General features: G+C 64.9%; 21 protein-coding genes and 9 tRNA genes. 8 read left to right on the plus strand and 22 right to left on the minus strand.

Annotation, left to right across the window (positions count from 1 at the left end; translation table 11 throughout):
* Position 1: 1 nt before the first annotated feature.
* The 13 genes from V9K93_RS04415 to V9K93_RS04475 form a co-directional block, all read right to left on the minus strand.
* A tRNA-Asp gene (locus tag V9K93_RS04415) sits at positions 2-75 on the minus strand.
* Positions 76-158: 83 nt separating this feature from the next.
* Positions 159-235: transfer RNA gene (locus V9K93_RS04420), tRNA-Asp, on the minus strand.
* A gap of 26 nt (positions 236-261) precedes the next feature.
* A tRNA-Val gene (locus V9K93_RS04425) sits at positions 262-336 on the minus strand.
* 11 nt (positions 337-347) lie between these two features.
* Complete coding sequence (locus V9K93_RS04430; protein ID WP_004146343.1) at positions 348-620, minus strand: HU family DNA-binding protein; 273 nt, start codon at positions 618-620, stop codon at positions 348-350.
* A 217-nt stretch (positions 621-837) separates the two neighbouring features.
* Positions 838-3,288: an endopeptidase La gene (lon, locus tag V9K93_RS04435; protein ID WP_046988260.1), complete on the minus strand. Its 2,451-nt coding sequence runs from the start codon at positions 3,286-3,288 to the stop codon at positions 838-840.
* Between the two features lie 142 nt (positions 3,289-3,430).
* Positions 3,431-4,720 (minus strand): ATP-dependent Clp protease ATP-binding subunit ClpX, encoded by a 1,290-nt coding sequence (gene clpX / locus V9K93_RS04440; protein ID WP_004146319.1) that lies wholly within the window; start codon positions 4,718-4,720, stop codon positions 3,431-3,433.
* A gap of 126 nt (positions 4,721-4,846) precedes the next feature.
* Entirely contained in the window at positions 4,847-5,473 is a 627-nt protein-coding gene (gene clpP, locus V9K93_RS04445) for an ATP-dependent Clp endopeptidase proteolytic subunit ClpP (RefSeq protein WP_004146318.1), read from the minus strand.
* Between the two features lie 76 nt (positions 5,474-5,549).
* A complete protein-coding gene (gene tig, locus V9K93_RS04450; RefSeq protein ID WP_136640032.1) occupies positions 5,550-6,845 on the minus strand; it encodes a trigger factor in 1,296 nt (431 codons plus the stop codon).
* 188 nt (positions 6,846-7,033) lie between these two features.
* Positions 7,034-7,118, minus strand: a tRNA-Leu gene (locus tag V9K93_RS04455).
* 155 nt (positions 7,119-7,273) lie between these two features.
* A complete protein-coding gene (locus V9K93_RS04460; protein ID WP_248298526.1) occupies positions 7,274-7,720 on the minus strand; it encodes a hypothetical protein in 447 nt (148 codons plus the stop codon).
* Between the two features lie 78 nt (positions 7,721-7,798).
* Positions 7,799-7,874: transfer RNA gene (locus V9K93_RS04465), tRNA-Lys, on the minus strand.
* A 197-nt stretch (positions 7,875-8,071) separates the two neighbouring features.
* Positions 8,072-8,147: transfer RNA gene (locus V9K93_RS04470), tRNA-Lys, on the minus strand.
* A gap of 79 nt (positions 8,148-8,226) precedes the next feature.
* Positions 8,227-8,303, minus strand: a tRNA-His gene (locus V9K93_RS04475).
* 704 nt (positions 8,304-9,007) lie between these two features.
* Here V9K93_RS04475 and V9K93_RS04480 point away from each other — a divergent pair.
* The gene (locus tag V9K93_RS04480; protein WP_046988263.1) at positions 9,008-9,928 is read left to right on the plus strand and encodes a hypothetical protein; all 921 of its coding nucleotides are present in this window, start codon (positions 9,008-9,010) and stop codon (positions 9,926-9,928) included.
* A 9-nt stretch (positions 9,929-9,937) separates the two neighbouring features.
* A complete protein-coding gene (locus V9K93_RS04485; protein WP_295379986.1) occupies positions 9,938-10,423 on the plus strand; it encodes a hypothetical protein in 486 nt (161 codons plus the stop codon).
* 142 nt (positions 10,424-10,565) lie between these two features.
* Here V9K93_RS04485 and V9K93_RS04490 read toward each other — a convergent pair.
* Positions 10,566-10,642 (minus strand) — tRNA-Arg (locus V9K93_RS04490).
* A gap of 38 nt (positions 10,643-10,680) precedes the next feature.
* Positions 10,681-10,757, minus strand: a tRNA-Pro gene (locus tag V9K93_RS04495).
* Positions 10,758-10,937: 180 nt separating this feature from the next.
* Here V9K93_RS04495 and V9K93_RS04500 point away from each other — a divergent pair.
* Positions 10,938-11,696: a Bax inhibitor-1/YccA family protein gene (locus tag V9K93_RS04500; protein ID WP_337302129.1), complete on the plus strand. Its 759-nt coding sequence runs from the start codon at positions 10,938-10,940 to the stop codon at positions 11,694-11,696.
* 60 nt (positions 11,697-11,756) lie between these two features.
* On the opposite strand, the gene V9K93_RS04505 is transcribed toward V9K93_RS04500, so the two are convergent.
* From V9K93_RS04505 to grxC, 7 genes are all read right to left on the minus strand, one after another.
* Positions 11,757-12,506, minus strand: coding sequence for a sulfite exporter TauE/SafE family protein (locus tag V9K93_RS04505; protein ID WP_337302130.1), 750 nt, complete (start codon positions 12,504-12,506; stop codon positions 11,757-11,759).
* 25 nt (positions 12,507-12,531) lie between these two features.
* Positions 12,532-13,440 carry a LysR family transcriptional regulator gene (locus tag V9K93_RS04510; RefSeq protein ID WP_337302131.1) on the minus strand — a complete coding sequence of 303 codons (909 nt, stop codon included), beginning with the start codon at positions 13,438-13,440 and terminating at the stop codon, positions 12,532-12,534.
* A gap of 53 nt (positions 13,441-13,493) precedes the next feature.
* Entirely contained in the window at positions 13,494-14,237 is a 744-nt protein-coding gene (locus tag V9K93_RS04515) for a cysteine hydrolase family protein (RefSeq protein WP_337302132.1), read from the minus strand.
* 221 nt (positions 14,238-14,458) lie between these two features.
* On the minus strand, positions 14,459-14,860 hold the full coding sequence (locus V9K93_RS04520) for a hypothetical protein (RefSeq protein ID WP_337302133.1): 402 nt from the start codon (positions 14,858-14,860) through the stop codon (positions 14,459-14,461).
* Between the two features lie 141 nt (positions 14,861-15,001).
* On the minus strand, positions 15,002-16,006 hold the full coding sequence (locus tag V9K93_RS04525; RefSeq protein ID WP_136639746.1) for an isocitrate dehydrogenase: 1,005 nt from the start codon (positions 16,004-16,006) through the stop codon (positions 15,002-15,004).
* Between the two features lie 357 nt (positions 16,007-16,363).
* Positions 16,364-16,756 (minus strand): carboxymuconolactone decarboxylase family protein, encoded by a 393-nt coding sequence (locus V9K93_RS04530; protein WP_136639747.1) that lies wholly within the window; start codon positions 16,754-16,756, stop codon positions 16,364-16,366.
* Positions 16,753-17,043, minus strand: a complete 291-nt coding sequence (grxC, locus tag V9K93_RS04535) for a glutaredoxin 3 (protein ID WP_004146039.1) — start codon at positions 17,041-17,043, stop codon at positions 16,753-16,755. The genes V9K93_RS04530 and grxC overlap by 4 nt, the downstream gene beginning before the upstream one ends.
* Before the next feature lie 142 nt (positions 17,044-17,185).
* On the opposite strand from grxC, the gene V9K93_RS04540 reads away from it, so the two are divergent.
* The 5 genes from V9K93_RS04540 to ppx all read left to right on the plus strand — a co-directional run bounded on the left by V9K93_RS04540 (position 17,186) and on the right by ppx (position 25,139).
* Positions 17,186-18,832, plus strand: coding sequence for a M48 family metalloprotease (locus V9K93_RS04540; protein ID WP_046986955.1), 1,647 nt, complete (start codon positions 17,186-17,188; stop codon positions 18,830-18,832).
* Positions 18,833-18,948: 116 nt separating this feature from the next.
* The gene (phoB, locus tag V9K93_RS04545) at positions 18,949-19,638 is read left to right on the plus strand and encodes a phosphate regulon transcriptional regulator PhoB (RefSeq protein WP_004146035.1); all 690 of its coding nucleotides are present in this window, start codon (positions 18,949-18,951) and stop codon (positions 19,636-19,638) included.
* Positions 19,639-19,744: 106 nt separating this feature from the next.
* Entirely contained in the window at positions 19,745-21,076 is a 1,332-nt protein-coding gene (gene phoR / locus V9K93_RS04550) for a phosphate regulon sensor histidine kinase PhoR (RefSeq protein WP_046986954.1), read from the plus strand.
* Positions 21,077-21,080: 4 nt separating this feature from the next.
* Complete coding sequence (gene ppk1 / locus V9K93_RS04555; protein ID WP_046986953.1) at positions 21,081-23,168, plus strand: polyphosphate kinase 1; 2,088 nt, start codon at positions 21,081-21,083, stop codon at positions 23,166-23,168.
* 444 nt (positions 23,169-23,612) lie between these two features.
* Positions 23,613-25,139: an exopolyphosphatase gene (ppx, locus tag V9K93_RS04560; protein WP_046982497.1), complete on the plus strand. Its 1,527-nt coding sequence runs from the start codon at positions 23,613-23,615 to the stop codon at positions 25,137-25,139.
* Positions 25,140-25,330: the final 191 nt, after the last annotated feature.

Raw genomic sequence — 25,330 nt, forward strand, 5'->3', positions numbered from 1 at the left:
GCGGAGCGGACGGGACTCGAACCCGCGACCTCCGGCGTGACAGGCCAGCATTCTAACCAGCTGAACTACCGCTCCGCATTGTTACCTTTTTTGTTTTCTGCCGATCTGGACCGGGAAGAAAACAAAGCCTCCAGCTTTTGGCCGGAGGCCTCGTTGAATGGCGGAGCGGACGGGACTCGAACCCGCGACCTCCGGCGTGACAGGCCAGCATTCTAACCAGCTGAACTACCGCTCCACACTCAAACTTTTACCGCGGTGCTGTGGTGGGTGCTGAGGGTTTCGAACCCCCGACCCTCTCCGTGTAAAGGAGACGCTCTACCGCTGAGCTAAGCACCCCAGCGAGCCGCTTAGTTTACAGCATCCTTCAGGGCCTTACCAGCCTTGAACGACGGATTCTTCGAAGCAGCGATCTTGATGGTGTCGCCGGTCTTCGGGTTGCGGCCGGTGCGGGCAGCACGGTCGCGGACCTGGAAGGTACCGAAGCCAACCAGGGTGACCGCATCGCCGTCCTTCAGCGCCTTGGTGACGGCAGCAACGACGGCATCGACAGCGCGGCTGGACTCGGCCTTGGTCAGGTCGGCAGCTTCAGCAACGGCATCGATCAATTCGGTCTTGTTCATTCTTTACAACTCCTTTGGCGGTGGGTTCCGCAGATTCGACAGGGAAGCAACCGCACGCCTTCTGCATGCGGCCGCCATGTGGAAACGGTTCGCTGATTCAGTCATCGCCGACAGCGATCACTCATTCGCGAGTGCTGCTTTTATACCAGTGGCCCTACCCCCACGCAAGCTGGAAAGCCAGCAACGACGCGGGTTTCAAGCCATTGGACAGCGCGCGTCAATGCTTGACGCGCGCGCTTCCACTCGGTTTGGCCTTGCTGCGCACCGTGACGCGTTGCGCACTCTTGCGCGCCTTCTTCGGTGCCAGCGGACGCTCCAGCGCCAGGTCCAGGACTTCTTCGATGTACTTCACCGGCACGATCTGCAGATCGCGGGTGACGCTGGCCGGGATGTCGGCCAGGTCCTTGCGGTTCTCTTCGGGGATGATGACGGTGCGGATACCGCCACGCAGTGCGGCCAGCAGCTTCTCCTTCAGGCCACCGATGGCAGTGACGCGACCACGCAGGGTGATCTCGCCGGTCATCGCCACATCGGCACGCACCGGCACCTTGGTCAGCATCGACACCAGCGAGGTGACCATCGCGGCACCGGCGCTGGGGCCGTCCTTCGGCGTGGCGCCGTCGGGCACGTGCACGTGCACGTCGTGCTTCTGCAGGAAGTCGCTGTCGATGCCAAAGCCCACCGCACGCGAACGCACCACCGACAGTGCCGCCGACGCCGATTCCTTCATCACGTTGCCGAGCTGGCCGGTCAGGATCAGCTGGCCCTTGCCCGGCACCAGCGTCGATTCGATCTGCAGCAGATCGCCGCCCACCTCGGTCCAGGCCAGGCCGGTAACCAGGCCGATCTCGTTCTCTTCCTCGGCGCGACCGAAGTCGAAGCGACGCACGCCCAGGTACTTGTCCAGGTTCTTGCCGGTCACGCTGACCAGCGCCTTGGACTTCTTCGCACCCTTCTTCGCCTTCACCGGCTGCGGGCCGGCCAGCGCGATCTCCTTCACCACCTTGCGGCAGATCTTGGCGATCTCGCGCTCCAGGTTGCGCACGCCCGATTCGCGCGTGTAGTAACGCACGATGTCCTGGATGGCATCGGCGCCGATTTCCAGCTCTTCCGGCTTCAGGCCGTTGGCCTTGATCTGCTTGGGCGACAGGTAACGGGTGGCGATGTTGAGCTTCTCATCCTCGGTGTAGCCGGGGATGCGGATCACTTCCATGCGGTCCAGCAGCGGGCCCGGAATGTTGAGTGAGTTCGAGGTGGCCACGAACATCACTTCGGACAGGTCCAGGTCCACTTCCAGGTAGTGGTCGTTGAAGGCGTTGTTCTGCTCCGGATCGAGCACTTCCAGCAGCGCCGATGACGGATCGCCACGGAAGTCCATCGACATCTTGTCGATCTCATCCAGCACGAACAGCGGGTTCTTGCTGCCCACCTTGTTGAGGTTCTGCACGATGCGGCCGGGCATCGAACCGACGTAGGTGCGGCGATGGCCACGGATCTCAGCCTCGTCGCGTACGCCGCCCAGCGACATGCGCACGAACTTGCGGTTGGTGGCCTTGGCGATGGACTGGCCCAGCGAGGTCTTGCCCACGCCCGGCGGACCAACCAGGCACAGGATCGGCCCCTTCATCTGCTTCACCCGCGACTGCACTGCCAGGTACTCAAGGATGCGTTCCTTGACCTTCTCCAGGCCGTAGTGATCGGCGTCCAGGGTGTCCTGCGCGGCCTTCAGGTCCTTGCGCACCTTGCTGCGCTTCTTCCACGGCACGCCCAGCAACCACTCAAGGTAGTTGCGCACCACCGCCGCTTCGGCGGACATCGGCGACATCTGCTTGAGCTTGTTCAGTTCGTTGCGTGCCTTGGCTTCAACAGCCTTCGGCATGCCGGCTTCGGCGATCTTGCGGGCCAGCTCTTCCAGCTCGCCCGGTGCGTCGTCGAGGTCACCCAGTTCCTTCTGGATGGCCTTCATCTGTTCGTTGAGGTAGTACTCGCGCTGGCTCTTCTCCATCTGCGACTTCACGCGGCCGCGGATGCGCTTTTCCATCTGCTGCACGTCGATCTCGCCGTCGACCAGGCCGACCAGCATCTCCAGGCGGTCGCCCACCGCCAGCGTTTCCAGCAGGCGCTGCTTGTCGGACAGGCGCACGCTGATGTGCGCGGCAATGGTGTCGGCCAGACGCGCCGGCTCATCGATGCCGGACAGGGTCTGCAGCAACTCCGGCGGCAGCTTGCGGTTGGTCTTCACGTACTGCTCGAACAACGACATCAGCGAGCGGGCGATCGCCTCGACCTCGCGTGCTTCGCGTTCGTCGGTGGCGTCGATCTCCACGGCCTGGCCATGCAGCGAGCCGTTGCGCTCGTCGACGTGGGTCACCTGCACGCGCGACAGGCCTTCGACCAGCACCTTGATGGTGCCGTCGGGCAGCTTCAGCAGCTGCAGCACCTGCGCCAGCGTACCGACCTGGTAGAGGTCGGCCGCATGCGGGTCATCGGTCTCGGCCGACTTCTGCGCCAGCAGCAGGATGCGCTTGTCCGCTTCCATTGCCTGTTCGAGCGCGTGCATGGACTTGTCACGGCCGACGAACAGCGGGATGACCATGTGCGGGAACACCACTACGTCGCGCAGCGGCAGGACCGGCAGGTCGAGGGTTTCACTTGGGGAACGGGCCATGGGGGCTCCAGGGAAGGGGAAAACCGCCTCCGGGAGGGCATCTTCCGGAGACAAAAAAAGCCGATGGCCCCGTTATGGGGCCATCGGCTTTCAGATGCAAGGCGTTCGTTTAAAATCCTTTCAAATCAAAAACTTGAAAGGATCACTCGGCGCCTGCGGCCTTCTGTTCGGGGGCCGCCGGGGTCTGGTAGATCAGGTACGGCTCGGACTTGTGCTCGATCACCGACTCGTCTACCACCACCTTGCTGACGTTTTCCTGCGACGGCAGGTCGTACATGGTGTCCAGCAGAACCGATTCGACGATGGTGCGCAGGCCACGGGCGCCGGTCTTGCGCTTGAGCGCCTTCCTGGCTATGGCCGACAACGCGTCCGGACGGAACTCCAGCTCGACGTTCTCCATCTCGAACAGCTTTTTGAACTGCTTGGTGATGGCGTTCTTCGGCTCGGTCAGGATCTTGATCAGGGCCGGCTCGTCCAGCTCCTCCAGGGTCGCCACCACCGGCAGGCGGCCGACGAACTCGGGGATCAGGCCGAACTTGATCAGGTCTTCCGGCTCGACTTCAGCCAGCACCTTGCCCACTTCCTGCTTGCGCTCGGCGCTCTTCACCTTGGCGCCGAAGCCGATGCTGCCGACGTCGGTGGAACGGGCCTGGATCACCTTGTCCAGCCCGGCGAACGCGCCGCCGCAGATGAACAGGATGTTCTTGGTGTCCACCTGAAGGAATTCCTGCTGCGGGTGCTTGCGGCCGCCCTGCGGCGGAACGCTGGCCACGGTGCCTTCGATCAGCTTCAACAGGGCCTGCTGCACGCCTTCGCCGGACACATCGCGGGTGATGGACGGGTTCTCGCTCTTGCGCGAGATCTTGTCGATTTCATCGATGTAGACGATGCCCTGCTGTGCCTTCTCGACGTCGTAGTCGCACTTCTGCAGCAGCTTCTGGATGATGTTCTCCACGTCCTCGCCCACGTAACCGGCTTCGGTCAGCGTGGTGGCGTCGGCCATGGTGAACGGCACGTTGAGCAGGCGGGCCAGGGTCTCGGCCAGCAGCGTCTTGCCCGAACCGGTCGGGCCGACCAGCAGGATGTTCGACTTGGCCAGTTCGACCTCGTCGTTCTTCTGCCGGCTTTCGATGCGCTTGTAGTGGTTGTACACAGCCACGGCCAGGGTACGCTTGGCACGGTTCTGGCCGATCACGTACTGGTCGAGGACCTCGAGGATCTCGCGCGGCTTGGGCAGCGAGCTGCGCGCCGACTGCGCCTTTTCCTCAAGTTCCTCACGGATGATGTCGTTGCACAGCTCCACGCATTCATCGCAGATGAACACGCTCGGACCCGCAATCAGCTTGCGCACTTCATGCTGGCTCTTGCCGCAGAAAGAGCAGTAGAGGATCTTGCCGGTGTCCGTGGAACGACCTTGGCGGTCTTCGCTCATGCTTCGCTTACCCAGTTACCCCACCCGCTGAACGGGGGTTCGATTCGAGAATAGCACAGGGCCGGAGGGACACCAGTCCCGCCCGACCCTGCAGGAACGGGACCTCCAGGGCCCCGTGATGATGGCTCAGCCGGCCTGGATCGACTCATCCGGACGACGCTCCAGAACCTGGTCGACCAGACCATAGGCCTGTGCCTCGAACGCGCTCTTGAAGTTGTCGCGCTCGGTGTCGCGGGCGATCGTCTCCAGCGACTGGCCGGTGTGCTTGGCCAGCACTTCGTTCAGGCGCGAACGCAGGGTCAGGATCTCACGCGCGTGGATGTCGATGTCGGTGGCCTGGCCCTGGTAGCCACCCAGCGGCTGGTGGATCATCACGCGCGAGTTCGGCAGCGCATAGCGCTTGCCGGCTTCGCCCGCGGCCAGCAGCAGGGCGCCCATCGAGGCGGCCTGGCCGATGCAGGTGGTGCTCACATTCGGCTTGATGTACTGCATGGTGTCGTAGATCGCCATACCGGCGGTGACCACGCCACCCGGCGAGTTGATGTAGATGTTGATGTCCTTTTCCGGGTTTTCCGATTCCAGGAACAGCAACTGCGCCACCACCACGTTGGCCATGTGATCGTCAATCGGGCCCACCAGGAAGATCAGGCGCTCCTTCAACAGGCGCGAATAGATGTCGTAGGCACGCTCGCCGCGGCTGGTCTGCTCGACCACCATCGGAACCAGGTTCAGGGCTTTGGTTCGGTTGTCCATTACGTGAGGTACCTATCTTGGGGGAAAACAACCCCGCGCCGGGACAGGCGCGGGGCATCCGGTGATCCGCCCGGACTTACTGGCGGATCGCGTCCTGGAACGACAGCTTTTCTTCAGTGTGCTGGGCACGCTCGGCGATCCAGTCGATCACCTGCTCTTCCATCACTCGGTTCTGCAGGCCAGACATCAGCTGGGGGTCGTTGCGGTACATCTCAATGACCTGTTCCGGCTCTTCATAGGTCGAAGCGATCAGGCGCATCGTTTCGTTCAGGCGCTTGGCTTCCAGGCGCAGATCGTTGACGCGGGCCACTTCACCGACCAGCAGACCGACCAGCACGCGCTTGGCGGCAGCATCCTTGAAGCCTTCATGGGCATCGGCCGGGATCTCACCGACGTTCTGGCCATTGCGGCGGATCTGCTCGACCTGCTGGGCCAGCATGGCGCGGGCTTCGTTCTCGACCAGGCGCGGCGGCATCTCCACCGAGGCATAGGCGGCGATCAACTGCTCGCCCACTTCACGGCGCAGGCGGTTCATCAGGGCGCCCTTCAGCTCGCGCTCCAGGTTGGCGCGGATGTCGCTGCGGAACTGCTCGACGTCGCCGCCCTTCACGCCGAAGCTCTTGATGAAGGCTTCGTCTACCGCCGGCACGACCGGCTCGGACACTTCGGCGACCTTGACGGTGACCTGCACGGTTTTGCCAGCCAGCACCGGCACGCGCCAGTCCGCCGGGAACTCGACGTCCAGCGTCTTTTCTTCACCCTTGGCCAGGCCGACCAGGCCCTTTTCGATGGTTTCGAACATCATGCCCTGGCCGAGCACGATCGAACCCTTCTCGGTGCCCTCGGCCGGCAGGCGCTCTTCGCCGGCCTGCGACCAGGTTTCCACCGCGACCAGGTCACCGTCCTGCGCGCCACGGCTGACCGGGGCCCAGGTGCGACGCTGGTTCTGCAGGTTCTCGATCATCTGGTCGATGTCGGCATCGGTGATCTCGGCGCTGTGGCGCACGACGGTCAGCTTGCTGACGTCGATGTCGCCGAAGTCCGGCACCACTTCCACAGTGGCGACGAAGGAGAATTCACCTTCGTCACCCTTGTCGATGCGCGGGCTGCCGACGATGCGCAGGTCGTGCTCGCGCACGGCCGCGTCGAAGGTCTCGCGCAGCAGGCCATCCAGCGCCTCGCCACGGACCTGCGCGCCGAAGCGCTGCTCGATCACCTTGGCCGGCACCTTGCCCGGACGGAAACCCTTGATGCGGGTGGTACGGGCGATTTCGCCCAGGCGGCCGACGATGTGGCTCTGCAGACGGTCTTCCGGCAGCGAGAAGCTCAGGCGGCGTTCCAGGTTGCCGGTGGATTCGATCGAAGCTTGCATGTTGACTCCTGCCACCGGTGGCCCAGGCCCCCGGCTCGATGATTGGGATGAAACGGTTGTAAGGACACGACGTCTGGGACGCGCCTGCTTGCCGCAGCCCTTTAGTTTCGCCCAATTTGGCCTGCACTGCCAGCGCGTGCCGGTCAAGGGGCGCAGATGGCCCAATCAGGGCGGGGACAGGCCGGCACTGGTGCGAAAGGGGGGACTCGAACCCCCACGCCTTGCGACACTGGAACCTAAATCCAGGGCGTCTACCAATTCCGCCACTTTCGCGTGGCCGGCACAGGGATTCATTGTCGCAGGCGGGGCTGGAAAGCGAAAGGCATGACAAAGATGAATGTGCGCCCGTCCCGCAATCCAAGCGCGCAAGGCAGGTCGTGCGACAGCCAGAGGGCCCGGAGGACCGGGGCCATTCCGGGCCCGGCAGGTTACTTCACCGGCGCGACCAGCTCCGCGCCCGCCTTGTCCACTTTGTGTACCTCGACGCCCTGCCCATCGGTCGAATGGCGAATCTCCACATCGGCCGCCGCCGGATCGGCGGGCGTCGCACCCGTTTCACCGGCATGCATGCCAGTTCCGGCCTGCTGCGTGGGAATCGAATCGGTACCGGCCGGCCGCTCGACCGTGCGGGAGGGATCCTGCTCCGGCGTTTCGCTTCTGCCGCAGGCCGACAATGCCATCACCAACAGGCCCGCTCCAACCAGCTTCGTGCTTCGGTTCACTCGCAACATCGACGTGCTCTCCAACATGCGCTTTGCGCGGAACATCCATTGGGAGTGATGCAGCGCGCGCCCGGTGAGATGCAGAGCACAGCATTGAAAACACTGATGACGCATGCAACCCGGTTTCAGGCATCCCTGGTGGATCCACGTCATGCGTGGATGTGCGACTACAGCTGATCGCCCGAGCGCAGGCAAGAAAAAAGCCACTTGGCGGACCAAGTGGCTTTTGTCTGGTGGGCTGTCAAGGATTCGAACCTTGGACCTATTGATTAAGAGTCAACTGCTCTACCAACTGAGCTAACAGCCCGAAATCGGGGCGCGAATTATGACCCGATCCGCTCGGTGGGCGCAAGCACTTTTTTCAACAGCGTTGAAAGCAGCACTACGATCCCGCTCCCGCAGAAGACCCGCACCAGGCGGGACTCCGCAGCGTGTCCGCCATCGAATCGAAGGGGTCACACTTATAAGAAAAAAGCCACCTGGCATGCCAGGTGGCTTCTGTCTTGGTGGGCCGTCAAGGATTCGAACCTTGGACCTATTGATTAAGAGTCAACTGCTCTACCAACTGAGCTAACGGCCCGTGAAACTCAGACGCACATTGTAGCGTGCCTTCTGTTTATTGCAATACCGTGTCGGCTGCGCCGATGCGGTTGAATCAGTGGGGTGGCTGAGGGGATTCGAACCCCCGACCACCGGAATCACAATCCGGTACTCTAACCAACTGAGCTACAGCCACCACTGAAACTTTCGTCCCTGCATCGATACCACTGACACCTGGACTTGATGCGTTGCGACCGGGTGGAACCAGAAGTCCGTCCCCCGAAGCGAGTCCGGCATTTTCCGGGAGCCGCAAGGGAATTGCAAGCACTTCTTCACATTGATGTGCAGGGGCAGGGCCAAGGCTTGCCGTTCTCCCCCACCCCTTGTTCAACCCAACGTTGCCACTGCTGCGTCGGCAGTCACCACACCACACCTGGTGGACGGTGGATCAGAGGGCGGTGCCCATTTGGAGCATCGCGTTGAACGATTCCGCATTGCCGGGAAACGCGGCAAGTGACCGACGACGCACCTCATTGCTCGGGTGTTGATCTTCGACAGAGAAGATGAGGCACCGCGACCCATCGGCGACATCAAACCGCCAACAAGCCGCATGCGCCTGGAAATGACCAGATGCCGCGTGCCATCGCGGTCCTCGATGTTGAGGTCCTACGCACCGATCGCGTCGAACAACGCCTGGAAGCAGCCCAGCCACCCGCTTCGCCTGACTCGCGCCTGCCCGTCTCGCCCGCTTTCGCCGAGTGAACAAAAAGTGAATGAATCGTGAACAAATCCGGAATGGGAATGGGGGAGATCTGTTCATGCAACGTTAGCTGCTGACATGGAACGCGGCGCTCGCGTTTGCAACCATGCCGGTTCCTGCAACGAAGGTGAGATCAGTAAATGAGAAAGCGGCTAATCGGATTCGTCACGCTGGCAGCGGCACTGGCAGTGGCAGCCGTTGCAGTGTCCAGCTATCGGCAGCAGGAGACGGCTGGCACCACACCGCAGGAATCCGACAGCAGCGGAAGCCAGCAAGGCACGCCTGCTCATGGAAAGCAGCTTCCTGCATCACGCGCAACGGCCGCACAGACGCTTGAAAGCGAGAACAAGATTCCTCGGGGCTCGTACAAGGCAGTGGGACCCAAAGCCTACGAAATCGTCAGGGGAAATGAATTCCGCCCTCCTGGTGACGCGCTCGCCCACGTCAAGCAACTGATGCAGCGCTCCGAATCTGGAGATGCCACGGCGACCTACGAAATCTATCGGACCGTCGAGCAATGCCAGACCTTCATCTCCGATCGCGCTGACAACCTGGCCGATTCAGCTGCCAGCGTCGGGGCAGGCAACTGGTTCCTGGAAAGATCCGAGCGAATCCTCAAGGAGTGCGAGTCGCTCGCTCTGGATCAGGACATCTATCACGCCGATTGGCTCTCGAAAGCCGCCGCCATGGGCTCGCAGGAAGCGATGCGCGCCTACTCACTCTCTCCAGAGAAGGCCATCGGTTCGCTTGATGACGCCATCCGTGACCCGGCGAAGCTTGAGGCATGGAAGGAGACAGCCACCGGGTATCTGCGCGAGCTGGAAGCACAGGGGAACGTCAACGTCATCAGCGACATGGCAATGGCCTACACCTACGGCGGCATCGTTCCTGCAGATCCTGTCGCCGCCCTGGCTTACACCCGCGTCCTCAACAGACTGGACCCGCGATTCGCCACAACCAATGACATTGCAACCCGTGAGAAAAACCTGAGCAGCCAACAGAAAGAAACAGCCCGCCTGTCATCCAACGAGATCTTCAAGAACTGTTGCATCCCACGATAAGGACATATTGTGAAAGCTAGACTGATTGGGATTATCCCTTCGCTTGGTAGAAGCTCCATCCCCGCCGTTGCAGGCGTCCTGCTGTTCATGGCGGCAGGGAGTGTTCAAGCGAAAAAGCTTCCTGGCGTCATCAACTGCACCGCCGGGTGCACGCTGGCAACTCCCTATCCGGACCCGGTGACCAACCAGCAGCTTTCCCAAGAGGTTGCAAAGCTCAACGACGGGCGGACAACCGTGTGGACAGCCCAGACCCGAGTCCAGTCAGGCGACGTCCTGACCGTCTGTAACGGCATTTCCTGCGTCAACTACACCTGGCGAAACGGGAAATTCGATTCCGGTGAAGTCATCTCGACCGTTCTTCCGCCCAACTCCCAGGGTGGCGGCGGCGGCGGTGGTGGCAGCGGTGGTGGTGGTGGCAGCGGCCCGATCGGCGGCGGCTGCTACGGCAACTGCGGCGGCGGCAAGGTACGGGTAGGCGAGCTGGAACAGATGTAACCCACCGCACCGCGACACAAAGAAAAAAGGCCAGCGCAGTGCGCTGGCTTTTTTCGTTGCTCGTTCCGCTACGACCAAGCCGCCACACTCACGGAGACGCCGAGTCAAAACGGAGCTGAATTCAGTAAGCCATTGATTTCAATGGCGCGCCCGACAGGAATCGAACCTGTAACCGCCGGCTTAGAAGGCCGGTGCTCTATCCAGTTGAGCTACGGGCGCCCAGACCGAACGGTGTCCAATCCGACATGGCGTGGGATTGGTCGGGGTAGAGGGATTCGAACCCCCGACATCCTGCTCCCAAAGCAGGCGCGCTACCAGACTGCGCTATACCCCGATCTTGCAATCCCCTCGGGCCGTGCCCGGGGAGCTCGCCATTGTCGCCAAGCGCATCGCGAACTGTCAACGCGGGATGTGCAGGCCTGAAGCCTGCCACAGCGCCGAAAGCAGTCATCGGCTATGCTCGCGACCATCGGCCGGATGGCCGTCCTGACCTTCATTCGCACGGAGAACACGCATGCGCAGCGGCAACCCGGCTCTTTCCGAGTCCACCTTCCTCGACCTTGCCAGTGGCTCGGTGGTGACCAGCCCCGACCAGGCCATGACCCTCAACGGCACCGTCAACAAGACCGGCTTCCTGCTGCTGTTGACCGTGCTGACCGCCGCCTTCGCCTGGAACCAGACCATCGATGATTACGGCCAGGTCATGGCCGGCGCCAAGCTGTATGCCATGGGCGGCGCCATCGGCGGCCTGGTGCTGGCGCTGATCACCGTGTTCAAGAAGGAATGGTCGCCGGTCACCGCACCGATGTACGCGCTGGTCGAAGGCCTGTTCCTGGGCGCGATCTCGGCGCTGTTCAACGCCAAGTTCCCCGGCATCGTGTTCCAGGCGGTATTGCTGACCTTCGGCACCCTGTTCGCGCTCCTGTTCGCTTACCGCAGCGGCCTGATCAAGGCCACCGAAAACTTCAAGATGGGCGTGGTCGCGGCAACCGGCGGCATCGCCCTGCTCTACCTGGCCTCGTTCGTACTGGGCTTCTTCAACATCAACGTGCCGGTGATCCACGACTCCAGCTGGCTGGGCATCGCCTTCAGCCTGTTCGTGGTGGTCGTGGCCGCGTTGAACCTGGTGCTGGATTTCGACTTCATCGAAACCGGGGTCGCCCAGCGCGCGCCGAAGTACATGGAGTGGTATGGCGCATTCGGCCTGATGGTGACCCTGGTCTGGCTGTATGTGGAGTTCCTGCGCCTGCTGTCGAAGATCCAGCAGCGCTGAGCCGCAACATGCCATAGACGACAAAGGGCGCCTCTCCTGGCGCCCTTTTTCGTTCCTCCCTCAGCGTGCCAGCAGCACCGGCAGCGACGACGCCAGCAACGCGATGCCTGACACGGTCAGCAGGCCCAGCACGACTTGCCGGAAGCGTGCCTCGCTGATGCCGACGTAGACCCGCGCGCCCAACAACGTAGGCACCAGCATGGCCGGTGCCACGATGGCGAAATAGGGCAGCATCTGGCGGTCTACCAGACCACTGCCGACGTAGGTGGCCATGGTCACCGCCAGCATCGCCAGGTTGAAGTTCTGGATGACCGCGCGCTGCTCGTCCTTGCCGAAGCCGCGCAGCGTGCTCCACAGCGTCGGTACCGGACCGGCAAAGCCACCGATGCCGCTGAGCACGCCACCGGCCATACCGGCGATCGCGTCCCCGAAACGGCCTCCGACGGTGATCGGCGGCAGCGAGCGCGCCATCAGCATCACCGGGCACCACAGTGCCAGGAAGCCACCCAGAAGCGCCTTGAACCAGTTCATATCGAGCTGCGGCAGCACCATCACGCCCAGCGGAATACCAGCCAATCCACCGAGCACGAACGGCAGCAGCAGGCGCAGGTTGAAGCCGCGGCGTACGGTGAACACGGCTACCAGCTGGCCAACCAGCGCGCCGAACACCGACAGCGTGGCCGCCAGTCGCGGCTCCAGCCCCCACGCCCAGAACGACATCGCCACCATGCCGAAAGCGAAACCGGACAGGCCCTGCACAAATCCGGCGACGATCGCACCGAGCGCGACCAGCAGATACACCGACTCCATCACCACCCTCGCTAAAACCGCGCGGCTAACCTGCTGCGCCGATCTGTGCAGCGTAGTGCGCGGCGAGGTGCTCGACCAGCGCGCGCACCTTGGGGGCGAGTGCCCTGGCATGCGGATAGAGCGCGAAGTAGCGGCGCTGGCCTGCATGCCACGCTGGCAACACGCGGATCAGTCGACCGGCACGCAGGTCTTCCTGCACGGTGAGCGCAGTGAACAGGCTGATGCCCATTCCAGCCAGTGCGGCGGCATGCAGCGCTGGCGTCGCGTCCACCCGCAGACGCTGGCCGGCCTCGATGCTGGCGCTGGCACCGCGCGGCCCCTGCAACTGCCATGGCGACATCGCAGGCGTAGGACTGAAGCCCAGCAGGGTGTGCTGCCGCAGGTCCGCGGCCTGCTGTGGCAGGCCGTGCCGGGCCAGGTAAGCAGGCGCCGCCACCAGGATGCGCGGGCAACTGGCCAGTTCACGCGCGACCAGTTGGCTGTCCGGCAACGAAGCCGCGATGCGCAGCGCCAGGTCGAAGCCGCCGCCGACCACGTCGACCAGCTGGTCATCGGCAGAAAGATCCAGCGTCACCTGCGGGTAGCGCTGAAGGAATGAGGGCAGCCAGTGCGGCAACTCCTGGCTGGCAACCACCTGCGGCACGCTGATCCGCAGCGTGCCACTGGGCTGTGCCTGGCCGGCACGCGCATGCTCGTCCGCTTCCTGCAGCCGATCCAGCAGCGCTGCCGCTTCCCGGTAGTAATCGCGCCCGGCTTCGGTCAGCGACAGCCGGCGGCTGTTGCGATCGAGCAGGCGCACCTGCAGGTGTTCTTCCAGCTGCCGCAGTTGCCGCGACATCGCCGAATGGGTGGTACCCAGGCGCTCGGCGGCAGCAGTGAAGCTGCCTGCGTCGACGATGGCGCGCAGCGCACGCAGGGCGGCGAAGTGATCCATCGGCGGGCGGCTCCACGTGTCGGGGCCCACGGCATGCGGGCCCCACCAGCTTATCAAGCGCGGTCGCCGGCCTTGCGCACCGGCAGCGCCAGGATCGCGTCGGTACTCATGACATCGCCGAAGGTGTCTTCGATCTGCGCCAGCGAGGCGTCATGCAGCGCGCGATGACCGATGCGCTGGCCACCGGCCAGGTCCAGGTCGCGACTGGCGGTTGCATCGGATGACACGATCACCCGGTAACCACGCGGTGCGGCTGCGGCATCGCGGGCGGCACCGGCCACGCAGGCATGGGTCTGCAGGCCAGTGACGATCAGGGTGTCGATGCCGGCATCCTTCAGCACCTGGTCGAGCACGGCCGCCGAGTCACCGGCGAACACGCTGACGTTGTCCTTCTGCACCACGGTCTCGCCCTGGCGCGGCTGCAGATCACGATGGAAGGCGGCGTTGACGCTGCCCTGCGCGAACAGCGGCGCGCCGACCGGCAGCACATGCTGCACGTGGATCACGCGGATGCCTTGGGCATCGGCAAATTCGACCACCCGCTTCGCCTGGCGCAGCGCCGCCACGCCATCGGGGATGACCATGCGGCCACCGGCAAAGCCCGAGGCGGCACTGGCATCGAAGTACTCGTTCTGGAAGTCGATCACCAGCACGGCGGTCCTGGCCGCATCCAACGAGGTCGCGACCGGTGCGCCCGCCATATGCCGGATGGTGGGATGCGCCGGCTCGGCGGCGGCCAGCGGGGACAGGGTCGCCATGCCGATCAGACTGGCCAGGCCAAAGGTATTGAGGTTCATCGTCGCGCTCCTGTGCGCTGGAAAGTGGACACAGGATGCGGAACGCGGCATGCACGGACCAGCCAGGAAAGCGCACATGATCTGTGCGTTTTTTGCACAGAAAGAAACCCCCTGGAACGTCATGCTGTTGGTCTTGTGCACCTTGGTGAACACTTCTCCGCCGGTGCTGCGGGCCAGCCAGAAGGCGTAGCGAGGGTGCGCTACTGGTCAAAAGCACGTGACTACGCCGCAGTGCCGTTCAGGCGCAGCACCCAAGCATGCTGACTGCCGACTACGACCTCGGCGTTGTTGTCGCCAGCACGCAAGGCCTGCTCCTGGCCGGACGCGAACTTCACCGGCACGCCGGCCAGGGTGTGCAGTTGCTGCGGCCCGCTCATACTTCCCCAGGTGAGCAACACGTACGGCCCGTGCAGCGAATACACCGGGGAATCGGCAGGAACAGCGAACACCTGCATCCAGCGCGCCTCACTCGGCGTGAGCCGGCGCAGCGGCGCTCCCTCGCGGCTCAGGCGGGACAATGCGCGTTGCGCGCGCGAGGCGGGCCAGAAGTAAACGGAGTACACAGCCACACCGAGCATATAGATCGCAACGGCGGCGAGGACCCACCAGGTCGTAGAGGACATGCAGGACTCCTGCGCCCGTAGCAGTTGAGGAGCGAAAACGCAGACAGGCCCGCTTCAACGGGCCTGTCGCGCATTGCATGCATCGGTATCGGTGCACATCGGGAGTCGCGTGCCGCGTCCCGCTGTGCACATCCAGACCGCTTACAGGCGGCTGGCGATCGCCTTGGCGAAGCCCATCGTGTTGCCAGTGCCGCCGAGGTCGCCGGTCAGCGAATCCTTGGCTTCCATGGTGGCCACGATGGCCTTGCGCAGGCGCTCGGCGTTTTCCGGCTGGCCGATATGGTCCAGCATCTGCGCGGCTGCCAGCAGCAGCGCGCACGGATTGGCCTTGCCCTGGCCGGCGATATCCGGCGCGGTGCCGTGCACGGCCTCGAAGATTGCCGCGTCCTTGCCGATGTTGGCACCCGGGGCCAGGCCCAGGCCGCCCACCAGGCCGGCGCACAGGTCGGAGATGATGTCGCCGAACAGGTTGGTGGTGACGATCACGTCGAACTGTTCCGGACGCATCACCAGCTGCATGCAGCAGTTGTCGACGATCATTTCCTGGAATTCGATGTCCGGGTACTGGGCGGCGACTTCACGGGCGACGTTCAGGAACAGGCCCGAGGTCGACTTGATGATGTTGGCCTTGTGCACCGCGGTGACCTTCTTGCGGCCGACACTGCGGGCCAGCTCGAAGGCATAGCGCACGATGCGCTCAGAGCCCTTGCGGGTGATACGGGTGCCGGAGAAGGCGGTCTCGCCATCGGCCGACACTTCCTGGCCTTCAGCCAGGTAGGCGCCTTCGGTGTTCTCACGAACGGTGATCAGGTCGACATTGTCGAAACGCGACTTGGTGTTCGGGAAGGTATGGGCCGGACGCACGTTGGCGTACAGGTCGAAGTGGCGGCGCAGGCTGACGTTGATCGAGGTGAAGCCACCACCGACCGGGGTGGTCAGCGGGCTCTTCAGCGCGACCTTGTTGCGCGCGATCGATTCCAGGGTCACCGCCGGCATCAGGTCGCCGTGCTTTTCCAGGGCCACCAGGCCGGCGTCAGCGTCTTCGTACTCCAGGCCAGTCTTGAGCTGGTCGAGCACGTACAGGGTGGCGTCCATGATTTCCGGGCCAATGCCGTCGCCGCGGATGACCGTAATTTTCTGCGTCATTGATCGATGTTCCGAACAGGGGGAAAAACGCCGTCCGGACGTGCCCGGAAACGCCGGCGCAAAGGAAGTTTCACCCGCAATTATGCCTGAGCCGGGGCCGAGGTCCCAAATAGACCATGGTCCCACTCCCCGGCTCAGGCAGAATTGCCCGCGCGTTCCTCCTCTACCCCCGCCTTCGGCGCGCCCCTCCAACAAGAAGGGGCTCCTGGGTTGTTGGATCGCGGGAAAGGCCCCTCGCGGGTGCGGTAGTGCCGGCCGCTGGCCAGCAACCTCGGCCATGTCGGGTTAACGGGATGCCGGCCAGCGGCCGGCACTACCGGGAGGGCCACAGGGCCCGGTTCCCGGCCCCCGCCAGGCTCAGTGCTCGTGCGCTTCGGGGGCGGCAGCACCGCTTTCGAGCTGGTCGAGGAAGTCGACCGCTCGGCGCAGGTGCGGGATGACGATGGAACCGCCGACCACCAGGCCGACCGAGAAGGTCTCGAAAAACTCTTCGCGGGTCACCCCGGCATCCTTGCACTGGGCTACGTGGTAGCTGATGCAGTCGTCGCAGCGCAGCACCATCGAGGCCACCAGGCCCAGCAGCTCCTTGGTCTTCACATCCAGCGCGCCGGCCTGGTAGGTCTGCGTGTCCAGCGCGAAGAAGCGCCTCACCACCTGGTTCGGTTCGCCCAGGATGCGCTCGTTCATGCGCTTGCGGAAGTCGGTGAACTCGGCGATGCGGTCCTTGCTGCCGTCGTCAGCCGCGCTCATGCCTGGCCCTGCCCGGCCAGCAGCGGCTCGAGCTTGCCTTCACGGTGCAGGGCCATCATGTCGTCGTAGCCGCCCACGTGGACGTCGCCGACGAAGATCTGCGGCACGCTGGTACGGCGGGTCCTGGCCATCATCTTCTCGCGCTCGACCGGGTCCAGGTCGATGCGGACCTCGGTCCACTGCTGTCCCTTGCTCTTCAGGAAGTTCTTGGCGGCTACGCAGTACGGGCAGACGGCGGTGGAATAGATGGTGATGGCGGGGGCACCGCCGGCGGTCTGGGCTGTCACGGGAAACTCCACGATGGATCGACGGTCCATATATGGTACCGGTGCGCTGGAATTTCCACGCCACGGCCGCAACACTGTGGATTAACGAATGGTTGCCCCCTGCCCTGCCACGCTTGGTGCGCCCCGCCCGAGGACCTTCTGCTTGCGAGCCCTGCTGCTGACTACCGCCGTCACCCTGGCCCTGGCCATGCCGTTGGCCCAGGCCCAGGAGAAGCTGCCCGACATCGGCTCCTCGGCCGGCGAGCTGCTGACCCCGGCGCGCCAGGCCGAGTACGGCGCGATGATGCTGCGCGAGCTGCGCAACTACGGCTACCTGCTGGACGATCCGCTGGTCAACGACTGGCTGCAGACCATGGGCACCCGGCTCGGCTCCAACAGTGACCAGCCACGCCAGCCCTACACCTTCTTCGTCATGAAGGACCGGCAGATCAATGCCTTCGCCACCCTGGGCGGCTACATCGGGGTCAATGCCGGCCTGGTGCTGACGGCCGAACGCGAAGACGAAGTGGCCGCCGTGCTGTCCCACGAAATCGCCCACGTCACCCAGCAGCACGTGCTGCGCGGGGTCGAGCGCGCGCAGCGCGACCAGATCCCGATCCTGCTCGGCATGCTGGCGGCCGTAGTGGCCGCCCAGGCCAGCAACAGCACCTCCTCGGGCAACGCGACCATGGCCGCGATCAGCTCGGGCATGGGCCTGATGCAGCAGCGCCAGATCAACTACACCCGCTCCAACGAGTCCGAGGCCGACCGCCTCGGCATCCGCACGCTGGCGCGCAGCGGCTACGACGTGGATGCGATGGCCGGCTTCTTCGAGAGGATGTCCGCAGCAATGCGCGGCAACGAGGGCGGCTACAGCGTCCCCGAGTTCCTGCGCACGCACCCGGTCAACATCACCCGCATCAGCGAAGCCAAGGCCCGCGCCGACCAGATGAAGAAGGACACGGTGCTGCTGACCACCAGTACCCCCAGCGGCGAGCGCAAGGAACGGGTGGACCCGGCCGATCCAAGCCTGGCCGAACCGCTGCTGCGTGGAAACAACCCGTTGCTGCCCAGCAGCGTGCTGCGCATTCCGATGGGCCAGCTCAGCCGTGGCGCCAGCGGCGACTTCGATTGGGCACGCGAGCGCCTGCGCGTGCTCAGCGCGGATTCCACCGCTGAGCTGGAGCGCGAGTATGCGGACATGGCCAAACGCCAGAAGGACGGCCTCAACGATGCCCAGCGCTATGGCCAGGCCCTGGCCATGATGCGCGGCGGCCGCAGCGGCGCCACGCAGGCCCGGCAGACGCTGGCGGGCCTGCTGCAGACCCGCCAGGACAACCTGTGGCTGGCGCTGGCGCTGGGTGAGGCCGAACTGCGCGCCGGGCAGACCGCCCAGGCCAACAGCCGCTTCGAGCAGCTGCTGCGCGAACACCCCAACAGCCGCCCGGTGGCGCTGACCTATGCCGAAATCCTGAACGAACAGGGCAACCGCGAGGCCGGCCAGCGCGCTCAGGCCATGTTGCGGCCTCTGCTGTCGCAAAGTGGTAACGATCCGGTCTTCCAGCAGCGTTACGCCCGCGCCAGCGAACTGGCCGGTGACAGCGTGCGGGCCAGCGAGGCCTATGCCGAGGCAGCGTTCCTCAGCGGGCGGCCGGAACAGTCGCTGATGCAGCTGCAGGCGCTCAAGCGCAATCCGGCGCTGGACTATGTGGGGCGGGCCCGGGTGGACGCACGCATCGAAGCGATCACCCCCACCGTGCTGGAACTGCGCCGGCAGGGCGTGCAGGACCCCGATCTGGACCGCCGCTGAGCGCTGCATGACCGGCCGATGGCACTGAGCGCGGGTTCCGGCCGGTTGGTCACAAACATGTCATCAAACCGTAGTCTACTGGCACCACTCCAGTAACCGAGCCCTACGGTGTCCTCGTGCAGAAACGCATCCTGATCGTCGACGACGAGCCCGCGATCCGTGAAATGGTCGCCTTCGCCCTGCGCAAGGGCGATTACGAACCGGTCCACGCCGGCGACGCCCGCGAGGCCCAGACCGCGATCGCCGATCGCGTTCCGGACCTGATCCTGCTGGACTGGATGCTGCCCGGCACCAGCGGCCTGGACCTTGCCCGCCGCTGGCGCAAGGAGACCCTGACCCGCGAAGTGCCGATCATCATGCTGACTGCCCGTGGCGAAGAGAACGACCGCGTCGGTGGCCTCGAAGCCGGCGTTGACGACTACGTGGTCAAACCATTCTCGGCGCGCGAACTGCTGGCCCGCATCCGCGCGGTCATGCGCCGTGCCCGCGAGGACGACGAGGACGGCAGCGTCGCGGTCGGCCCGATCCGCATCGACGGCGCCGCCCACCGCGTGTTCGCCAACGACCAGCCGGTGCCGATCGGCCCGACCGAATACCGGCTGCTGCACTTCTTCATGACCCATCCGGAACGCGTCTACACCCGCGCCCAGCTGCTGGACCATGTATGGGGCGGCAGCGTGTACGTGGAAGAGCGCACCATCGACGTGCACATCCGCCGCCTGCGCAAGACGCTGGAACCGTTCAACGCCGAGAACATGGTGCAGACCGTGCGCGGCGCTGGTTATCGCTTCTCCACGTCCACCTGAGTCTCGTCGTGCCGGCGCCGCGCACCCGCGGGTGCCGGCACCGGCAACTCTGCTATAACCCTCGGTTCACCCCAGTGAACCGCCGCACTTCAACGACGAGATCGCAATGCCCCGCCACATCCGCTCTGCCTGGTTGAAGACCCTGGCCACTGTCGCCGCGGTACTGCTGTTCTCCGGACTGGTGGGGTGGTTCACGGGCCACCTGTGGTTGTGCATCGCACTGGGCGCGCTGGCGACCCTCACCTGGCACTACTGGCGCCTGCGAACCGTGCTGCGCCGGCTGACCGCGCGCCAGCGCTGGGACACCGCCGAGGAAGGCACCGGCGTCTGGAACGAGCTGGATCGCCTGCTGTACCGCAACCAGGTGGAGATGCGCGTGCGCAAGCGCCGCCTGCTGGACATGCTGCGCAGCTACCGCGCCGCGGCCGCCGCGCTTCCCGATGCGGTGGTGGTGCTGGATCGCAACAGCCAGCGTGTGCAGTGGTTCAACGAGGCCGCCACCGCCCTGCTCGGCCTGCACCATCCCGGCGACCTGGGTGAGGCGCTGGTTGAGCGCCTGCAGCCGATGCCGCTGGCGCACTGGCTGGCCGGCGGCCGCAATGCCGAGCCGATCCTGGATGTTCCCTCGCCGGTCGATCCGGCAATCCGCCTCAACCTGCGCCTGATCCCCTATTCGTCGGATTACTGGCTGCTGATCGCCCGCGACGTCAGCAAGCTGCTGCGCCTGGAACAGGTGCGCCGCGATTTCGTGGCCAACGTTTCACATGAGCTGCGCACGCCGCTCACCGTGGTCCACGGCTACCTGGACATGATGGACCCGGAAGATTTCCCGGGAACCGGACCGATGCTGGAAGAAATGCGCAAGCAGAGCCAGCGCATGGCCCAGCTGGTGGAAGACCTGTTGACCCTGTCGAGGCTGGAGTCGCAGGAGCACAGCGAGGAGGAGACCGTGGCGATGCAGCCGATGCTGGCGACGCTGCGCCGCGAGGCCGAAGCGCACAGCCAGGGCCGCCACCAGATCAGCATCGACGACCTGGCCGGCGTCGACCTGCAGGGCTCGACCAAGGAACTGCACAGCGCGTTCTCCAACCTGGTCACCAATGCCGTGCGCTACACCCCGGCCGAGGGCCGCATCGCGGTCGAGTTCCGTCGCGAAGGCGATGGCGCGGTGCTGGCGGTACGCGACTCCGGCTATGGCATCCCGGCCAGCCACCTGCCGCGCCTGACCGAACGCTTCTACCGTGTCTCCAGCAGCCGTTCGCGCGAAAGCGGCGGTACCGGCCTGGGCCTGTCCATCGTCAAGCACATCCTCGGCCTGCATCACGCACGGCTGGAGATTGAAAGCGAAGTCGGCAAGGGCTCGGTGTTCTCCTGCCATTTCGATGCCGACCACGTGCGCCCGCGCGAGTCCGCCCCCCTGACCTCCATCGAAGAATGACGCCATGAGCAGCCTCGGATCCCTCCCCCTCCCCGTGAGCCCGGACAACGATCCGTTGCGCGACCCGGCGCTGTACATCAACCGCGAACTGTCTCAGCTGGATTTCAACTTCCGTGTGCTGGCGCAGGCGATGGACCCGCAGGTGCCGCTGCTGGAGCGCCTGCGCTTCATGTGCATCTCCTGCACCAACCTCGACGAGTTCTTCGAGATCCGCGCCGCCGCGGTGCGCCATGCGCAGGAATTCGGCCTGCCACCGGCGCCGGATGGAATGAGCCCGCAGGCCATCCTCAACGCCATCCACGACCGCGCCGCGGAACTGGTGGACCAGCAATACCGCTGCTGGAACCAGACACTGCGCCCGGCATTGATGGAGGCCGGCATCGGCGTGCTCGGCCGTCACTCCTGGACGCACCGCCAGAAGCGCTGGCTGCGCGCGTACTTCCGCAACGAGATCATGCCGGTGCTGTCACCGCTGGGCCTGGACCCGGTGCACCCGTTCCCGAAGATCCTCAACAAGTCGCTGAACATCGTGGTGGTGCTGAAGGGTACCGATGCGTTCGGCCGCACAGGCCACCTCGCCATCGTGCGCGCGCCGCGCTCGCTGCCGCGCATCATCCAGCTGCCGGAGAAGCTCGGCGGGCCGCAGAACTTCGTGTTCCTGTCCTCGGTGCTGTCCACCTTCGTCGACGAGCTGTTCCCTGGCCTGGAAGTCCAGGGCGCCTACCAGTTCCGCGTCACGCGCAACTCCGAGCTGGTGGTGGACGAGGAAGAAGTGGAGAACCTGGCGCTGGCCCTGCGCGATGAGCTGGTCGACCGTGGCTACCGCCCGGCGGTGCGGCTGGAGATCGCCCATGACATGCCGCGCGAGATCGTGCGCACCCTGCTGCAGAATTTCGGCCTGACCGAGAACGCGGTGTACCGCATTGACGGCCCGGTCAACCTCAACCGCATCATCCAGCTGTACGACCTGATCGCACAGCCCGACCTGAAGTACCCGCCGATGACCCCGCGCACGTTGCGCGACAGCGACGGCATCTTCGAGACCACGGCCCGCCAGGACCTGCTGCTGCACCACCCGTTCGATGCCTTCACCGCCGTGCTTGACCTGATCAGGCAGGCGGCGATCGACCCCAACGTGCTGGCGATCAAGCAGACCCTGTACCGCACCGGCAAGGATTCGCTGATCGTGGACGCACTGATCCAGGCCGCACGCAACGGCAAGGACGTGACCGTGGTGGTCGAGCTGCGCGCCCGTTTCGATGAAGAGGCCAACCTCGGCCTGGCCGATCGCCTGCAGGAAGCCGGCGTGCAGGTGGTGTATGGCGTGGTCGGCTACAAGACGCACGCCAAGATGCTGCTGATCGTGCGCCGCGAGGGCCGCAAGCTGCGCCGCTACGTGCACCTGGGCACCGGCAACTACCACAGCGGCACTGCCCGGGCGTACACCGACATCAGCCTGATCACCGCCGACGCGGACATCGGCAACGACGTGCACCTGCTGTTCCAGCAGCTGTCCGGGCTGGCCTCGAAGATGAAACTCAAGCGCCTGCTGCAGTCGCCCTTCACCCTGCACACCGGCATCCTCGGCCGCATCGAACGCGAAACGCGCATCGCGGCTGCCGGGCGCCCGGCGCGGATCATCGCCAAGATGAACGCACTGAACGAACCGCAGGTGGTGCGCGCGCTGTACGCCGCCTCGCAGGCCGGTGTGCAGATCGACCTGATCATCCGTGGAGCCTGCACCCTGCGCCCCGGCGTGCCGGGCGTGTCGGACAACATCCGCGTGCGCTCGATCGTCGGTCGCTTCCTCGAGCACAGCCGCGTGTACTGGTTCGGCAACGACGGTGCACCGGAGCTTTACTGCGCCAGCGCCGACTGGCTGGAACGCAACCTGCTGCGTCGGGTCGAGACCTGCTTCCCGATCCTCGACCCGGGACTGGCCAAGCGGGTGTACCGCGAGGTCCTGCAGAACTACCTCGATGACAATCTCAACGCCTGGGACCTGGACGCCGACGGTATCTACCACAAGCGCACCCCGGCCCACGACGAAGCCCCGCATTCTGCGCAGATGGCATTGATGCAGGGGCTCTGACCCGGTAGGTGCCGACCTTGGTCGGCACGTTTGGATTCATCCACGCATGGCGTGGATCTACCGTGTCGACCAAGGTCGACACCCACCAACAGTCGCGCAGAACGCCGTCCCGGCAGATCGCAGAGAACTGTCGAAGGCGGGGTGGGTCCGGTCGCGGGGGCGTGAGCCGCATGGGCCCGAGGCATGCCTCGGGCGGGTTGGGCAGGACGCCCAACCCCGGTCGTGCCGTGTGCGCAGGACTGCGCACACGAGCAAGCGGCGATCGAGCTTACATCGACGTACTTGCAGCGCCCCCGCAACCGGACCCACCCCGCCATCCCACGGATAGCCCGCCGTTGCCGTTGATTCGGCAGGTGCAGGACGCAGCCCTGCCGCCCCCTCCTCTTCCAAAATGTGAAGGCCGCGCGGTGACGAGCACACCGCCCCTTCGGCTAACATTCGTCCATGCCGCATACCACCACGACTCCGCCCGCATTGCAGGATGGCGACCTGCTGGCCGCCATCGACCTTGGCTCCAATAGTTTCCACATGGTCATCGCGCGCTACACGCTCGGCCAGCTGCGGGTGATCGACCGCCTGCGCGAAACGGTGCGCATGGCCGATGGCCTGGATGGCAAGGGTGGACTTTCCGCCGCCGCGCGGCAGCGCGCGCTGGAGTGCCTGGCCCGTTTCGGCCAACGCATCCGCAATGTGCCGCCACACCAGGTACGCGCGCTGGCCACCAATACCGTGCGCCAGCTGCGCTCGCCGCAATCGTTCCTGGTTCCGGCCGAGACCGCGCTCGGGCATGCGATCGAAGTGGTCAGCGGCCGAGAAGAGGCGCGCCTGATCTATCTTGGCGTGGCCCACGCGCAGCCACCCAAGCCCGGCCAGCGCCGGCTGGTGATCGACATCGGCGGCGGCTCCACCGAGTTCATCATCGGCATGGGCATGCAGACCCTGGAGCGCGAAAGCCTGCAGGCCGGCTGCATCGCCAGCACCCGTCGTTTCTTCCCGGGCGGCAAGCTCAGCAAGAAGCGCTGGAAAGATGCGCTGGCCGAGATCGGCCGCGAGTTCCAGCCCTTCGCCAGCAAGTACCGCGCCCTGGGCTGGCAGGAAGCATTGGGCTCATCGGGTACGCACAAGGCAATCAGCGAAATCTGCGCGACGATGAAGCTGAGCAAGGGCGCGATCACCGCCGAAGCCCTGCCGCAGCTGCGCGACGAACTGCTGAAAGCCAAGAAGATCGACGACATCGAGCTCCCGGGCCTGTCCAGCGATCGCCGCCCGATCATCGCCGGCGGCATCCTGGTGCTGGAGGCTGCCTTCCAGGCGCTGGGCCTGCAGAAGCTGCTGGTCAGCAAGGCGGCGATGCGCGAAGGCATCCTCTACGACATCGTCGGCCGCGCCGGCGAGAACGACCTGCGCGACGAATCGGTCACCGCGCTGACCCAGCGCTATGGCATCGACACGGTGCAGGCCGACCGTGTGCAGGACACCGCGCTGTCGCTGCTGGAGCAGGTACAGGAGCGCTGGAAGCTCGACGCCGACGATGCGCGCATGCTTGGCTGGGCCGCGCGCCTGCACGAGCTGGGGCTGATGATCGCCCACAGCGGTTACCACGTGCATGGCAGCTACGTGCTGGAGAACTCGGATATCGCCGGCTTCTCGCGGCAGGAACAGCAGATGCTGGCCGCGCTGGTGCGCAGCCACCGTCGCAGCGTGACCAAGACCGCCTTCGATGCCCTGCCCGAGCGACTGCTGCTGACCGCACGCCGGCTGGCCGCGCTGCTGCGCCTGGCGGTGCTGCTCAACCGTGCCCACGAAGACGACCCTATGCCGGTGCTGGAGCTGACCGCCGACGACAACCGGCTGTCGCTGATCGTGCCGCAGGCATTCATCGATGCGCGCCCGCTGCTGCGCGCCGACCTGATCGGCGAAACCGACGGCATCGCCGGCCTGGGCATCCAGTTCCGTCCGTTCGTGGCTTGATCGAGGGGGGGTGGCCTCGGGTCTATGTGGACCGTGCTTCGGGCCGAATCCGTCACACTTTGCGCAATCTGGCCTCTTTTTTTGTTGCGATGCAGCGACCTCGAACGACTGCGCGTCAGGCCCGCTTCGCGTAAGTCGATGCTTTTGTTCATTTTTTGTGAAAAGAAACGGCGTATCGCGAAATAATTGGA

It is taken from the genome of Stenotrophomonas sp. CCNWLW162 (assembly GCF_037203745.1).
Lineage (GTDB): Bacteria > Pseudomonadota > Gammaproteobacteria > Xanthomonadales > Xanthomonadaceae > Stenotrophomonas > Stenotrophomonas maltophilia_AQ.

Bases quoted from the DNA above. Each gene is read 5' to 3' on its own strand.
- V9K93_RS04430 (WP_004146343.1), bottom strand. From the start codon at position 620: ATGAACAAGACCGAATTGATCGATGCCGTTGCTGAAGCTGCCGACCTG.
- lon (WP_046988260.1), bottom strand. From the start codon at position 3,288: ATGGCCCGTTCCCCAAGTGAAACCCTCGACCTGCCGGTCCTGCCGCTG.
- clpX (WP_004146319.1), bottom strand. From the start codon at position 4,720: ATGAGCGAAGACCGCCAAGGTCGTTCCACGGACACCGGCAAGATCCTC.
- clpP (WP_004146318.1), bottom strand. From the start codon at position 5,473: ATGGACAACCGAACCAAAGCCCTGAACCTGGTTCCGATGGTGGTCGAG.
- tig (WP_136640032.1), bottom strand. From the start codon at position 6,845: ATGCAAGCTTCGATCGAATCCACCGGCAACCTGGAACGCCGCCTGAGC.
- V9K93_RS04460 (WP_248298526.1), bottom strand. From the start codon at position 7,720: ATGACGTGGATCCACCAGGGATGCCTGAAACCGGGTTGCATGCGTCAT.
- V9K93_RS04480 (WP_046988263.1), top strand. From the start codon at position 9,008: ATGAGAAAGCGGCTAATCGGATTCGTCACGCTGGCAGCGGCACTGGCA.
- V9K93_RS04500 (WP_337302129.1), top strand. From the start codon at position 10,938: ATGCGCAGCGGCAACCCGGCTCTTTCCGAGTCCACCTTCCTCGACCTT.
- V9K93_RS04505 (WP_337302130.1), bottom strand. From the start codon at position 12,506: ATGGAGTCGGTGTATCTGCTGGTCGCGCTCGGTGCGATCGTCGCCGGA.
- V9K93_RS04510 (WP_337302131.1), bottom strand. From the start codon at position 13,440: ATGGATCACTTCGCCGCCCTGCGTGCGCTGCGCGCCATCGTCGACGCA.
- V9K93_RS04515 (WP_337302132.1), bottom strand. From the start codon at position 14,237: ATGAACCTCAATACCTTTGGCCTGGCCAGTCTGATCGGCATGGCGACC.
- V9K93_RS04520 (WP_337302133.1), bottom strand. From the start codon at position 14,860: ATGTCCTCTACGACCTGGTGGGTCCTCGCCGCCGTTGCGATCTATATG.
- V9K93_RS04525 (WP_136639746.1), bottom strand. From the start codon at position 16,006: ATGACGCAGAAAATTACGGTCATCCGCGGCGACGGCATTGGCCCGGAA.
- V9K93_RS04530 (WP_136639747.1), bottom strand. From the start codon at position 16,756: ATGAGCGCGGCTGACGACGGCAGCAAGGACCGCATCGCCGAGTTCACC.
- phoR (WP_046986954.1), top strand. From the start codon at position 19,745: ATGCCCCGCCACATCCGCTCTGCCTGGTTGAAGACCCTGGCCACTGTC.
- ppk1 (WP_046986953.1), top strand. From the start codon at position 21,081: ATGAGCAGCCTCGGATCCCTCCCCCTCCCCGTGAGCCCGGACAACGAT.
- ppx (WP_046982497.1), top strand. From the start codon at position 23,613: ATGCCGCATACCACCACGACTCCGCCCGCATTGCAGGATGGCGACCTG.